The 13,848-nt window shown below is 38.0% G+C and carries 9 protein-coding genes; all 9 read left to right on the top strand.

What is annotated here, in order from left to right; all coding sequences use genetic code 11:
* The first annotated feature begins 16 nt into the window (after window positions 1–16).
* The 9 genes from ELS83_RS01275 to ELS83_RS01235 all read left to right on the top strand — a co-directional run bounded on the left by ELS83_RS01275 (window position 17) and on the right by ELS83_RS01235 (window position 13,809).
* On the top strand, window positions 17–3,145 hold the full coding sequence (locus tag ELS83_RS01275) for an efflux RND transporter permease subunit (protein ID WP_171593684.1): 3,129 nt from the start codon (window positions 17–19) through the stop codon (window positions 3,143–3,145).
* A 24-nt stretch (window positions 3,146–3,169) separates the two neighbouring features.
* The gene (locus ELS83_RS01270) at window positions 3,170–4,429 is read left to right on the top strand and encodes a TolC family protein (protein ID WP_171593683.1); all 1,260 of its coding nucleotides are present in this window, start codon (window positions 3,170–3,172) and stop codon (window positions 4,427–4,429) included.
* Between the two features lie 935 nt (window positions 4,430–5,364).
* Window positions 5,365–6,528 carry a right-handed parallel beta-helix repeat-containing protein gene (locus tag ELS83_RS01265; RefSeq protein ID WP_171593682.1) on the top strand — a complete coding sequence of 388 codons (1,164 nt, stop codon included), beginning with the start codon at window positions 5,365–5,367 and terminating at the stop codon, window positions 6,526–6,528.
* A 595-nt stretch (window positions 6,529–7,123) separates the two neighbouring features.
* Window positions 7,124–8,266: a DegT/DnrJ/EryC1/StrS family aminotransferase gene (locus tag ELS83_RS01260; protein ID WP_171593681.1), complete on the top strand. Its 1,143-nt coding sequence runs from the start codon at window positions 7,124–7,126 to the stop codon at window positions 8,264–8,266.
* A gap of 33 nt (window positions 8,267–8,299) precedes the next feature.
* Complete coding sequence (locus tag ELS83_RS01255; protein ID WP_171593680.1) at window positions 8,300–8,878, top strand: acyltransferase; 579 nt, start codon at window positions 8,300–8,302, stop codon at window positions 8,876–8,878.
* Between the two features lie 29 nt (window positions 8,879–8,907).
* Window positions 8,908–10,008: a Gfo/Idh/MocA family protein gene (locus ELS83_RS01250; RefSeq protein ID WP_171593679.1), complete on the top strand. Its 1,101-nt coding sequence runs from the start codon at window positions 8,908–8,910 to the stop codon at window positions 10,006–10,008.
* A 39-nt stretch (window positions 10,009–10,047) separates the two neighbouring features.
* Entirely contained in the window at window positions 10,048–11,334 is a 1,287-nt protein-coding gene (gene tviB / locus ELS83_RS01245; protein ID WP_249414386.1) for a Vi polysaccharide biosynthesis UDP-N-acetylglucosamine C-6 dehydrogenase TviB, read from the top strand.
* 36 nt (window positions 11,335–11,370) lie between these two features.
* Window positions 11,371–12,387, top strand: coding sequence for an NAD-dependent epimerase/dehydratase family protein (locus ELS83_RS01240; RefSeq protein WP_171593678.1), 1,017 nt, complete (start codon window positions 11,371–11,373; stop codon window positions 12,385–12,387).
* Between the two features lie 3 nt (window positions 12,388–12,390).
* Window positions 12,391–13,809 carry a lipopolysaccharide biosynthesis protein gene (locus ELS83_RS01235; RefSeq protein WP_171593677.1) on the top strand — a complete coding sequence of 473 codons (1,419 nt, stop codon included), beginning with the start codon at window positions 12,391–12,393 and terminating at the stop codon, window positions 13,807–13,809.
* Window positions 13,810–13,848 lie beyond the last annotated feature (39 nt).

The raw sequence follows: 13,848 nt of genomic DNA, 5'->3' as shown, positions 1-13,848 counted from the left end.
TTAAGCGAAAATAAGTATGAAATCATTGGTACAATACTTTATCAAATATCCCTTTGCCGGCAACTTATTGGCAGGTGTATTTATCTTGCTGGGAATTTTTGGAATCTTGTCCTTAAATTCTTCCGTAATGCCTCAAATCGATCCGGGAATGTTGACAGTAACAGCATCTTACCCAGGAGCATCGCCAGAGGAAGTAGAAAAGGGTGTTACCCTAAAAATAGAGGATAACATTAAAGGTATTAGCGGAATTGAGAAAATCACCTCATCATCGAAAGAAAATTTTTGTACGGTAACTATCGACCTTGAAACCGGATACGATGCAAATATCGCTTTACAGGATGTAAAAAATGCGGTGGATGGTATCAGCTCTTTTCCGGTAGGTGTTGAAAATATTAGTACAGAAAAACGTGAGTTTACGGTTTTGGCGGTTTCTATGGCTTTAAATGGCGATTTAAGCTTGCGAGACCTAAAAAAATACGCCAGGGAAATAGAGAATGACCTTCGCGGAATGAATGGCATTTCAAAAGTTGCCTTAACGGGTTTTCCCGATGAAGAAATCGAAATCAGTGTAAACGAAGATGCACTGAAAGCATACAATATCAGTATTAACGAAATTTATTCGGCGGTTGGGAATGCAAATATTGAGCTTACGGGAGGAACCATTCGCGGGGAAGATGAAGAGTTGAGAATTCGTGTAAGAGAGAAAGAATACTATGCAGAAGGCTTTAATGATATTGTTTTAAGATCGCAGGCAGAAGGAGGTACGGTTTACTTAAGCGATGTAGCCAAAGTGATTGATCGTTGGGCAGAAGATCCGAATCGTACCTATGTAAATGGTCATTCGGCCATTAAGATTTCCATTACCCAAACGTCGCGTGAAGATATCCTGTACATCTCTGAAATTATAGACAAGTACATTCGCGATTTTAACGGAACGCATGATACTGTAAAGCTGGAATTGTTGTACGATAATTCAGTATCCATAAAAGTTATGCAGGATATTTTGGCTAATAATGGAATCATTGGATTCTTACTGGTAATCCTGTTTCTGTCCTTGTTTTTAAACCATCGCTTGTCGTTCTGGGTAGCATTGGGAATTCCAATATCCTTTATGGGAATGTTTATGATTGCAGGCATGTATGGCCTCACACTAAACAGATTGTCACTCTTTGGGATGATTATCGTGATCGGTATCCTGGTGGATGATGGAATTGTGATTTGTGAAAACATTTATCAACATTTTGAGAGAGGAAAATCGGCATTGCAGGCGGGTATTGATGGTACCATGGAAGTTTTGCCCGCAGTATTTTCGGCCGTATTAACCACGATTGTAGCTTTTACCTCTTTCTTTTTTATCGATAGTGTGATTGGAGAATTTTTTAGAGACCTGGCTTTTGTAGTGATATTTGCCCTGTTGTTTTCCCTGGTCGAAGCATTTTTTATACTCCCTGCTCATGCGGTGCATTCAAAAGCGCTAAAGAAGGATAAAAAGGAGTCGAGACTAGAGAAATTATCGAGTTCGGCCATTCTGAAGATTCGTAAATATACATTCGAGCCTCTTTTGGACTTTTGCCTAAACAACAAGCTGGTTACCATCGGATTAACCATTGGGCTTTTCTTTATTACAGTTGGTGGTTTAATGGGTGGAATTATCCGTTCAGGTGATAGCTCGGTTGATAATAGCAATTATGCGACAGTTCAGTTGGATATGCCGGCAGGAACACCAGAGTCTGAAACGCTTTTCTATATCAACAAAATTGAAGATGCAGCAATCGAATTGGGCGAAAAATGGAAAGCCAAGAGCAAAACAGGAGAACCAATTATTACTTATACTGCAATAGATATTTCGGCATCAAACGATGCAGACTTAACGGTTTATTTGTTGAGTACCGAACATAGAGATTTTTTATCGTCGGAGTTTAATGAAGCCTTAAAAAGTATGGTGGGAGAGATTCCGCAAGCCGAAAGACTAAACTACGTGCAGGAAAATCGATTTGGGAAAGCAGTAAAGGTTTCATTACAAAGCAGCAACCTGGATGATTTGTACGCTGCAAAGAATGAGTTTAAGGCAAGACTGAATAAGTTGGAAGGACTTACAAATGTGATGGATAATGACCAGCTTGGGATGCGAGAGGTGAAACTTACCTTAAAAGAGAGTGCATACAAATTGGGTTTAAATCTTAGTGAAATAACCTCACAGGTTCGCTCTGGTTTTTACGGAAAAGAGGTACAAAGACTGCAACGAGGAATTGATGAAGTTCGTGTTTGGGTTCGATACGAAAAAGCAGAACGCTCGTCTATCGGGAATCTGGAGAACATGAGAATCAGAACCAGCGATGGAGGAGAATACTACCTGAAGGATATTGCAAACATTGAGTTCGAACGAAACCTGGTTCAGGTGAATCATCTTGGCGGACAGAGAGAAATTACCATAGAAGCCGATGCCGCCAATGCAAAGGTGAATATGACCGAGATTAATAGTGAGATTGATGATGTAATTCTGCCGGAATTGATGAATAAGTACACAGGACTACGCATTCGTTATGGTGGTCATGCCGAAGAAATGGGAAAAGCTAAAGATTCCGGACTTATGATTGCGCCGGTAATCCTGATCCTCTTGTTTTCGATCGTGATTTTCACTTTTAGATCCTACACACAAACCATGTTGGTGTTCATTTTAATCCCATTCGGATTTATTGGTGTGGGATGGGGACACTGGATACACGGAGTGGCTTTAGATATGCCTTCTTACCTGGGTATGGTTGCACTTATGGGAGTGATGGTGAATGATTCCATTGTTCTGATCAGCACATTTAATGAGAAGTTAAAATCGGGAAGCGAATTTATGCTTGCATTAAAGGAGACTGCCTTGTCACGATTCAGACCAATTATTCTGACATCATTGACCACAATTGTGGGTATTGCTCCACTGATTGCATCCAACCAACCCGAAGCGAAGATGGTGATTCCAATGGCCATATCGATGGCTTATGGCTTAATTATCGCCACTTTCCTGAACTTGATTGTATTGCCTGTGCTTTTAATTGTGGTGAATTCAAGTAAACGATACTCTAAGTTGTTAACGCAAGAAGAATTGCCAACGCGTGAAAGTGTGGAACCAGCAAATAAAGCACTGGTAGTGTAGTGGAAGATTAAAAAAATGAGAAAAATGTATAAACAATTTATATTTACAGCATTAATCGTATTTAGTAGCATACCGTTCTTAAGTGCCCAGGAAGCATTAACATTGGAATCGGCCATACAAATAGCCTTAAACAATAATTACGATATAAAGGTGGCTAAGAACGATGCAGAGATCAGCAAGAATAATGCAACTAAGGGAAATGCAGGATTGCTGCCCAACTTAAGTGCCAGCGGAGGTGTAAATTACTCGGAACATGCCAGCGATGAACTAAGTTCTTCGGCCGGATTGAACTTATCCTATACCTTGTTTGATGGTTTTGGAGGGAAGTACAATTACCAAATATTAAACCTACAGAAAGAGCAAGGAGACTTGTTGGCAAGGTTCAATATCGAAAATACAATATCCAATGTTATTTCAGGTTTTTATGAGCTGAACAAGGCATACGACAACTTTCAAACATCCATCAAAAATCTTGAAATTTCTAAGGAAAGATTGTCTAGAAATCAGTCTAAATATGAGTTTGGAAATATCAGTAAGCTCGAAGTTTTGAATTCGAAGGTGGATTTTAACAGCGATAGCACTGCCTTTTTGCAAGCACAGCAGAATTATGATGCGGCTACACGAAAGGTAAATGTTTTACTGGGGCGAAAGGCCGAAACTACTTTTCAATTGATTCCTGATAATGCCGATTTTCAGGTGTTTAGCCTGATTGATCTGAAGAATGAAACGTTGGAAAAGAACGCTGAATACCTGATTGCTGCCAACCAACTTCAACAGTCGGAGACAAAAGTGAAGGAAACAAAATCGGGTCAATTGCCAACGCTTAGCTTGAATTCGTCTTACTCATACTACGAAAACAAGATTGCAGGAAGCAATTCCAATACACAATTAACTGGAGGATTGACTCTGAGCTTCAATATATTCGATGGTAAGCGAAAGAAAACCCAGATTGCCAATGCTAAAATTGATCAGTTAAACTCTGATTTGGAATATCAAAACACCATGCTGGTACTTGAAAAAGATTTGGTGGATGCATATGCCGATTACCAATACAATTTAAAGATTTTGGCACTTCAGGAAGATGCGCTGGAAGCAGCCCAGTTGAATTTCGATCAAACCAGGGAATATTACCAATTGGGACAGGTGACTTCGACAACGTTTAGAGAGGCACAACAGAATTTAATAGAGGCAATTAATAACAAATCTGCCGCAAGATACGATGCAAAACTATCTGAAGTTAGCATCAAAAAAATTAGTGGAACCTTATTGATTACTGGTTTATAAAATCATGTTTGGTTGACCGGAGTTATTGTAGTGGGTACTTCGGTTTGCACCCGTCTTTCTGAGAAGAGAGACGGGTTTTTTATCAAGATATGGCAATAACATTTATTACGCTTTGTGGAAAAATGGATATGACTAAAATCATATGCAAATATTCTCAATTTTTGAACTGAAGGTATATATTTGCGACCTGAAATACAGATGTTTATGAGGAGAGGAATTCATCCACGAAGTGTGGAGCTTTTCTACAGGTCTGAAAATCAGCTTATTTTTAAAGAGACTGATTAAGAACTCTTAAACTTTTGTAACATTCAGATTTAACGAACGTTAAAAACTGAAAAGGAAACGACACCTGTGGTGAAATATTTTTTGGCACAGAATTCTCTATATGATTTGTGAAGTTGAAAATGAGTGAAAAATAGAGATGATAAAAATTTTTGTGGAAAAAACATTGGATGATACAATTTGCAGAATTAATCCTGGCAAATTCCCTAAAGCATCCTTGTCGCATGATTTAAAAAACACTGAAAATTTTGTTTGCAGTACTCTCCAAATGGAGACTACTTCTTCGAACAGTAAGTTTAAGAGGACCCGAACCAATCTACTTATCGAAAGTAAATTCCTCAAAACCCAAATTCACATCAAAGGCTTTGATCAGGGAATGATCAAATACTTACTGGAGCCTGACGACAGCTATTTAAATAAAATGGTTCACAAGCCATATGAATAGAATTCGCAAATTCATTAAAACAATGAATCTGTTGAAATGATTGTAGGAACGATTTTCCCCACATAGAAAACAGAAAGTTGAGAGAATCGGAAATTAATCATGTTGGAATTGCTTTACAGCAATATTAGGGGCGGACTGTGCCTTAGAATTTAAAAAATATTAATAAAAACGTATATTTAAAGTTAGTAAGATGAAGACTATCAAAACAATGAGTACATTACTGTTATTATTATCATTACTTTTAGGATACACCAGTTGTGACGATGAGTTAATCGACGAAACAACTGAAGAGGAAGTTGTGGATCCGGGCGAAGGAGATAATGAGGGCGAAGGCGATGGTAATGGTGATGAAGGTAACGGCGATGATGAAGGGGAGAATGGTGATGATGGAGACCGACCAATTATTGAAGGTCAGACTTTTACCGAGCAGATGATCATCGATGGAGAAGAAAATAATGGCCTGATTATTCGCAATTGTACTTTCGAAAACACTGGCGATCATGGTATTATTATAAAGAATGTGAATGATGTTCTGATTCAGAACTGTACATTTAGAAATTTGAAATATACCGCTATTCGTTTCCTGGCCGATTGTGAATCAAACAATGTAATTATCGAGGACAATGATATTTACAATATCGAAGCCAATGGAATTCATGGTGCCGAAACACACTACAATACCATTATCAGAAATAACAGAATTCACGATGTGGCATTGGTACCTGAAAATGGTTCGCACGGAATGTATTTCTATGGAAAAGATTTCCTGATTGAAGGAAACACAGTGTATAACGTTGGTGTTGAAGAAGGTAAAGGATCGGGAATTAACGTGAGAACTTGTGGTACCATTGCAAGAAACAAAGTATACAATACTCACAAAGATGGAATTAGTTATAGTATCGATCACCCTGGTTACAATGGAACATTGCTAATCGAGAACAATGTGGTTTATTCCAACCCAAGAAACAATATCCGTATCATGGGTGGTGCCAACGAGTCGAAAATTGGTAAAGCGATTGTTAGATTTAATACCGTAATTAGCGATAATACAAATACACCAATTTCATTGGCTACCGGTGATTTGCCTGATACTGAGTTTGAAGTGTATGGTAACATCCTGATTAATGCAGGAGGATCGAACAAATACATTGGTTATTCAAGTTCGCACGAATTGGAATTCGAAAGCAAAAATTTAACTGCCACCGGAGATATCGGATTCGTTGACTACGAAGGAAGAGACTTAAGAATTACTGCAAGCTCTTCAGCAAATAACTATGCTGTAGGTTTGACGACTTATCCTAAAGATGATTTCGACAATGTAGATGTACGTGAAGAAAGCAATTTGGACGCTGGTGCATACATGGTGAAATAGTAAAAAATAATTGATATTGATATCTGAAAGGTCGCTCGTATGGGCGACCTTTTTGTTTGAATAAAGTGGTAAAAAAACGAATCCTTTATTAACATTTACACCTAAATTGGAGGCTAAAAAGCATAAAAAAACAGCTCATAATAAAATATTAGTTTAAATTTGGTTAAACTGCAGATTATGAGAAGTTTAAGTTTTCTTATGGAACTACATTGTATCTTAATCCAGTAAATATCTCCTTTAATAAAAGTCTTCTTATTTGGAATCAATTTATCTTGTTCAAATCTTGCTTTTTTTTGAATATGTTATGAACTTATATAGTCATTGTTTATAATTCCTTATAGGCTTTATTACATATTCATTGATTTTGCTAAGTAAAAACAAATTGTTTTATGATAAAAAACACCTAAAAATGCTTTGCTCAACTGGAGACATTTTTATTTTCAGTATCATCCTAAAAAAATCAATGCAATATATGCAAAACAAGATGAAAACGATAGATTAACTGCTGGCTGTAAAGAACCAAATCTTGTGGCTCAGGAGACGAAGTCGTGTCTAAAGTAGCGACTCGGGGTAGATAAGATGATAGTTTTTTTCAATGGATAAGATACAGATGGTTGATCTTTACACACAATATGTAAAGATTAAGGATGAGGTAGATCAGGCGGTTTTTTCTGTTTTGGAGTCATCGGCCTTTATTAATGGTCCGGAAGTTAAGCTATTCTCCGAAGAGCTATCGAAATACCTTGGTGGAAGTTACGTAATTCCGTGTGCAAATGGAACCGATGCCATACAAATTGCCTTAATGGCTCTCGAATTACAAAGGGGAGATGAGATTTTGGTTCCCAATTTTACCTATGCTGCTACAGCAGAAGTGATTGCACTCCTGGGATTAAGCCCGGTTTTTGTTGATGTTGAACCAGGTAGTTTTAATATCAACATCGAAGATCTTAAAAGAAAAATTACAAATAACACAAAAGCAATTATTCCGGTACACCTTTATGGACAATGTGCCGAAATGGAAAGCGTATTGCAAATTGCCAATGAGCATCAGCTGTTTGTTGTAGAAGATACGGCCCAATCCTTAGGAGCGAAGTACCGATTTTTAAACGGCACAAGCAGTTATGCAGGAACCCTTGGCGATTTTGGAATAACCTCTTTTTTTCCCTCAAAGAATCTCGGTTGTTACGGAGATGGTGGGGCATTAATTACAAACAAGGAAGAGCTGGCGATAAAAGCTCGTATGATTGCCAATCATGGTCAAAAAAAGAAGTATTACCATGATATTATTGGCTGCAATTCGAGACTCGATAGCATACAGGCTGCCATCTTAAGAGTAAAACTGAAATATCTCGATCAGTATACAAAAGCCAGGCAAAAAGCGGCTGAAATATACGATTATGCCCTGAAAGATATTCCCGCTCTGCGCATTCCTTCCAGAGTCACTTTTAGTGATCATGTTTTTAATCAGTACACCATTCAAATTCAAAACGGATCGGAAAATTCTCTAAACCGCGATCAAATTAAATCTAAACTGGCCGAATATGGTATTCCCAGTATGATTTATTACCCACTTCCCCTACATCTACAAAAAGCTTTTAGAAAACCAGATCAGGAAGAAAATGCATTTCCTGTATCGCAAGCTTTAACCCACTCTGTTCTTTCCCTGCCTATTCATCCAGAAATTACTTTGTCTCAACAAGAATTTATCATCGACAAATTGTGTTTAACTGTGAAATAATTCATTGAATTGTATTTAATGATGTAAGATCAAATGTCGAATCGTTTTTTTGCGCACGAAACAGCCGTTATCGACACTGGCTGTAGCATTGGTGATGATACCAAAATTTGGCACTTCTCCCACATTATGTCTGGATGCAGCATTGGATTCAAATGTAATATTGGGCAGAATGTGGTGATTTCGGATGGAGTAAAACTTGGAAACAATGTAAAAATCCAAAATAACGTTTCAGTATACACTGGCGTGATTTGTGAAGATGATGTCTTTTTGGGCCCATCGATGGTATTCACCAATATCTTGAATCCACGATCGGCGGTTGTAAGAAAATCTGAATACATCAAAACCCTTGTGAAAAAAGGGGCAAGTATAGGAGCAAATGCAACTATTTTATGCGGTAATGAAATTGGTAGCTATGCCATGATAGGTGCCGGTTCGGTAGTTACAAAACCAGTAAAAAATTATGCCTTAGTGGTTGGAAATCCCTCGCGTCAGATCGGATGGGTTAGTGAATATGGCCATCGTCTGAAATTTAATGGTGAAGGGAATGCGGAATGTCCTGAAAGTAAGCAACGATATGAGCTGAAGGATAATTGTGTAATTCGCATTTCGTAGTGTTAGAAGATATTAGGAAAGTTGGAAGAATGAAAGTGAAGAAAAAGATTCTATTTGCTGTTGTTGGTTTAGGGCACATTGGAAAACGGCACATGGAAATGATTAAAAACAACAATGATGCAAAACTGGTGGCTTGTTGCGATATATTAAGTCAGCAGGAGTTGGGCATCTCAGAATTACCAGCACCACATTATTTTGAATTTTCTGAAATGCTGGAACATCACCCCGAGGTTGATGTTGTTAATATTTGTGTGCCCAATGGTCTGCATGCACCCATGACCTTAATGGCTTTAGAGAAAGGCTTTCATGTGGTTTGTGAAAAACCTTTGGCCTTATCTCGTGCCGATGCAGAGAAAATGGTATTCAAATCTCTCGAAGTTTCAAGAGATGTATTTGTGGTAAAGCAAAATCGATATTCGCCTCCAGCCATTTGGTTAAAGGATATTTTACGCCAAAATTTACTGGGTAAGATTTTCATTGTGCAAATGAATTGCTATTGGAATCGCGATAACCGATACTACACACCTGGCAGTTGGAGAGGAACACACGACAAGGATGGGGGAACTCTCTTTACTCAATTCTCTCATTTTATTGATTTGATGTACTGGTTCTTTGGTGATATTTCAAATATACAGGGGAATTTTAAAGATTTTAATCATGCCAAACTTACCGATTTCGAAGATTCGGGAATTGTGACTTTCGATTTTGTGAATGGAGGAGTAGGTAGCTTAAATTACTCTACAGCAGTCTTTAATAAAAACCTAGAGAGCTCAATTACAATTATTGGAGAGAAAGGAACAGTAAAGGTATCAGGTCAATACATGAACGAGGTAGTATATTGCGACATCCAGAATTATGAGATGCCAGAATTGCTTCCTTCGAATCCACCATTTGATTATGGTCCCTATAAAGGATCAGCTCAAAACCACCACCATGTAATTGCTAATGTTGTTGATAAGCTGCAAAACAAGGCCACCATTGCAACTAACGTATTGGAAGGACTTAAAGTGGTGGATATTATAGAGAGGATTTACCAGGTTCGAAATGGTAAATTAATTAAAAAACGCCTCATAGAAAAAGAGTTTCATATCAATGCCAATGGGAATTCTAACTTGAGAAAGATTAATTAGAAATCGCAAGCTAATTTCTTAATGTGAAAATGATTTTAGATGAAAAAGCTGAAGAAAATGAGAATAGAAAATCCACAAATTGCGATTATAGGACTTGGTTACGTGGGACTTCCACTAGCGGTAGAATTTGGTAAAAAATACTCCACAATTGGTTTCGATATCGACCAGAAAAGAGTGAGCCAATTAAAATCTGGCCACGACCGCACCTTAGAGGTGGAAACCGACGAGCTCGCCCTGTCGGAAAAGCTGACTGTTACAGATCAGGAAAAGTTTATTGAAGATTGCAATATCTACATTGTAACTGTTCCAACACCTTTAAATAATAACAACCATCCCGATTTAACTCCACTGCGAAAAGCCTCCGAAACAGTAGGGAAATTGCTTTCGAAAGGGAATATTGTGATTTATGAATCTACGGTTTATCCTGGAGCTACAGAAGAAGATTGTGTGCCTATTCTGGAGGAATTCAGTTCCATGCGTTATAACGAGGATTTCTTTTGTGGATATTCTCCCGAAAGAATCAATCCGGGCGATAAGGTGCACACCTTAACCAATATTAAAAAAGTAACTTCCGGATCTACTCCTGAAATTGCCGAATACATCGATCAGTTGTATGCTACCATTATTAAGGCAGGCACTCACAAAGCATCATCCATAAAAGTGGCCGAAGCGGCAAAGGTAATCGAGAACTCGCAGCGCGATATTAACATTGCCTTTGTAAATGAATTGGCGGTCATATTTAATCGACTGGGAATTGATACAAACGAAGTTCTCGATGCTGCCTCAACCAAATGGAATTTTCTGCCATTTAAACCTGGCCTGGTAGGAGGTCATTGTATTGGTGTAGATCCGTATTACCTCACTCACAAAGCACAGGAGGTTGGCTACAACCCGCAAATTATACTGGCAGGACGTAGGTTAAACGACAATATGGGCTCGTACATCGCTTTTAATGTCATTAAAGAGATGATTAAGAAAGGCTTTAGGATTCCGGGCTCTCATGTGCTGGTAATGGGCATTACTTTTAAGGAGAATTGTCCCGATATCAGGAATTCAAAAGTGATTGATGTGATCCATGATTTAAAGGATTTTGGTTGCCATGTAGATGTATACGACCCCTGGGCCGATCCAATGGAAGTAATGGAAAAATACAACCTTCCGGTGATATCCCATTTAAATGGAGATAAATATGATGCAATAGTTGCTGCAGTTGCCCATCAGGAGTTGAAGGAAATTGATATAAAGAAATTAAAAAACGGCCACAAAACGGTGATTTTCGATGTAAAGAATATTTTGCCTAATGATGTGGTAGATAAGAGATTATAGTGGCCTTACTAATTGTGATAGTTTTAATGTTTAAGAATGAATAGAAAGCAAAAAATAACAAAGTCTGTTGTACTGGTAAGTGGTGGTGCCGGATTTATTGGTTCCAACCTTTGCGAAGTTCTTTTGAATCAGGATAATAAAGTCATTTGTCTTGATGATTTCAGTACTGGCTACAGGGAGAATATCAATGAATTTTTAAGACATTCAAATTTTACACTCATCGAAGGTGATATCAGGGATTATGAAACCTGTGCGAAGGCTGTAAAAAATGTTGATTTTGTGCTTCACCAGGCTGCTTTGGGCTCAGTTCCCCGTTCCATTAAAGACCCAATGACAACCACAGAGGTAAATGTAAGTGGCTTCGTAAATATGTTGCATGCATCGCAAGAGGCGAAAGTAAAACGATTTGTTTATGCCTCGAGTTCATCGGTATATGGCGATAGCAGCGACCTTCCAAAATTAGAGGCTAAAATAGGTAAACCTTTGTCGCCTTATGCTGTAAGCAAGTTAAGCAATGAAATTTATGCCAAAAACTTTTCGGAATTGTACGGAATCGAAACCATTGGACTTCGGTATTTTAATGTATATGGTCAAAGGCAAAACCCCAACGGACCCTATGCCGCTCTGATTCCCAATTTTATTCTAAAACTATACAAGCACGAACAACCCGTAATTAATGGAGATGGAAGCTATAGCAGGGATTTTACTTACGTAGATAATGTGATGCAGGCAAATCAGTTGGCGGCCTTAACGCCAAGAGATCAAATTGTAGGAGAGAAGCAATACCTGGCAGAAGTATTTAATATTGCTTGCGGTGGATCTACAACAGTGAATGAGATTTTACAAAGACTGTACAAAGAATGCATAAAGTACGATTCGGATATTGAATCGATTAAACCAATTTATGGGAAGGTGAGGAAAGGGGATGTTCCTCACTCTCAGGCCGATGTAATGAAGGCAGAAAAACTATTGGGCTTCGATCCGAAGTATGATATAGATATTGGAATAGAGAAGGCTTGTAAGTGGTATTGGGGAAGGTTAATGAATAAATAACCAATGAAAAACAGTCTATTAAAAGACTTTTTGTCGTATGGAGTGGTTGGAGTTATGGCCAAATTTGTGGGCTTTATTACCATTCCAATTTATGCTCGCTTTCTGTCCCAGGCCGATTTTGGAATTCTGGAAATCATTTCCATTCTGATGGCATTCTTGCCATTTTTTACCACCCTGCAATTGGAAAGTAGTTTTTTGCGCTTGTATTTTGAGAAAGATTCGCCGAAAGAGCAAGGAAAACTTTTTTCTTCCGGATTTTGGTTGCTTGTACCTTGCAGCATTCTACTAACACTTGTAATGCTTGTGTTTAATCAGCCGCTCTCAGCAGTCTTTTTTAAATCATCGAGCTATTACTTGATATTTATTATCGCCACGAGCGAGCTGTTGTTTAAAAATGTACTGGGCTATTGTACCATTATTTACAGGGTTGAATTTAACCGGAAGGCCTACACAAGTTTTTACATCTCATACGTTATTCTTAATGCAATAGCCGGCATTTTCTTTATTGTAGTGCTCGATAAAGGATTACAAGGGCTTTTATTGAGCAGGCTAATTGTAACTATTATATTTTCGCTTATTGCCTTGTATAACGCAAGAGCATATATCAGGTGGTTTTACTCCTGGAAAATTGCCAAAGAAATGCTGCAATATGGAATTCCATTAATTCCTTCGGTAATTGCCAAGTGGGCACAGAAATACTTGCCGGGTATTGTTATTTTCTTCATTTTCTCGATTCAGCAAATGGGAATATTTGCTATGGCCACAAAGGTGGTGCTGCCTCTGTTTTTATTAACCCAGAGTTTAAAGCTGGCCTGGCATCCTTATTCATTCGAGAATTACCAGAAATCCGATAGCAAAACCATTTTTAATGATTTCTACAATGTTTATTCCCTTATAGGATCTCTCATTGTTATTGTGCTCTTGTTTTTTGGCAAAGAGGTTTTGGTTCTTTTTGCATCGGAGAAATTCATAGAAAGTCAGGAGTTGGTGGGCGTAATCGCCATGACCTACATTTTAGGAGGAATGTCCGATTTGCTTTCGGCAGGGATTCTCATTAAAAAGAAAAATATAATACTGAGTTATTCAGCAATCATTTCCACCTCGCTAAGCTGCCTGTTTATGTATTTTTTATCCTTGGAATTCGGGCTCATTGGCATCGTTATTGGAGGCTTAATCGGTGAAATTGTGAAGTATTTCATCATTGCTTATTTCGTGAACGAGCACTTTAAAGATTACTTTAAATACTGGCGAACATCCATAGGTCTCATCTTGTTACTTGTAATGGTTATTGCCAGTAATTTTGTGGGCAACTTGTCTCTGTTCGGTTTTCGACTGATTTTATGCTGCCTGTCTTTAGCATTTATCTCATTTGTCTATTTCTATAAAAACAATATCATATCCAGACTTAAATTGTTTTGGTAGATTTCTTTTTCATACTCCAAACTACTCCAACTATCAATA

It is taken from the genome of Marinifilum caeruleilacunae, assembly GCF_013141825.1.
Taxonomy (GTDB): Bacteria; Bacteroidota; Bacteroidia; order Bacteroidales; family Marinifilaceae; genus Marinifilum; species Marinifilum caeruleilacunae.
Note: the sequence above shows the minus strand (reverse complement) of the source record. Positions and strands in the feature narration are given on the sequence as shown.

Bases quoted from the DNA above. Each gene is read 5' to 3' on its own strand.
- ELS83_RS01275 (WP_171593684.1), top strand. From the start codon at position 17: ATGAAATCATTGGTACAATACTTTATCAAATATCCCTTTGCCGGCAAC.
- ELS83_RS01270 (WP_171593683.1), top strand. From the start codon at position 3,170: ATGTATAAACAATTTATATTTACAGCATTAATCGTATTTAGTAGCATA.
- ELS83_RS01265 (WP_171593682.1), top strand. From the start codon at position 5,365: ATGAGTACATTACTGTTATTATTATCATTACTTTTAGGATACACCAGT.
- ELS83_RS01260 (WP_171593681.1), top strand. From the start codon at position 7,124: ATGGATAAGATACAGATGGTTGATCTTTACACACAATATGTAAAGATT.
- ELS83_RS01255 (WP_171593680.1), top strand. From the start codon at position 8,300: ATGTCGAATCGTTTTTTTGCGCACGAAACAGCCGTTATCGACACTGGC.
- ELS83_RS01250 (WP_171593679.1), top strand. From the start codon at position 8,908: ATGAAAGTGAAGAAAAAGATTCTATTTGCTGTTGTTGGTTTAGGGCAC.
- tviB (WP_249414386.1), top strand. From the start codon at position 10,048: ATGAAAAAGCTGAAGAAAATGAGAATAGAAAATCCACAAATTGCGATT.
- ELS83_RS01240 (WP_171593678.1), top strand. From the start codon at position 11,371: ATGAATAGAAAGCAAAAAATAACAAAGTCTGTTGTACTGGTAAGTGGT.
- ELS83_RS01235 (WP_171593677.1), top strand. From the start codon at position 12,391: ATGAAAAACAGTCTATTAAAAGACTTTTTGTCGTATGGAGTGGTTGGA.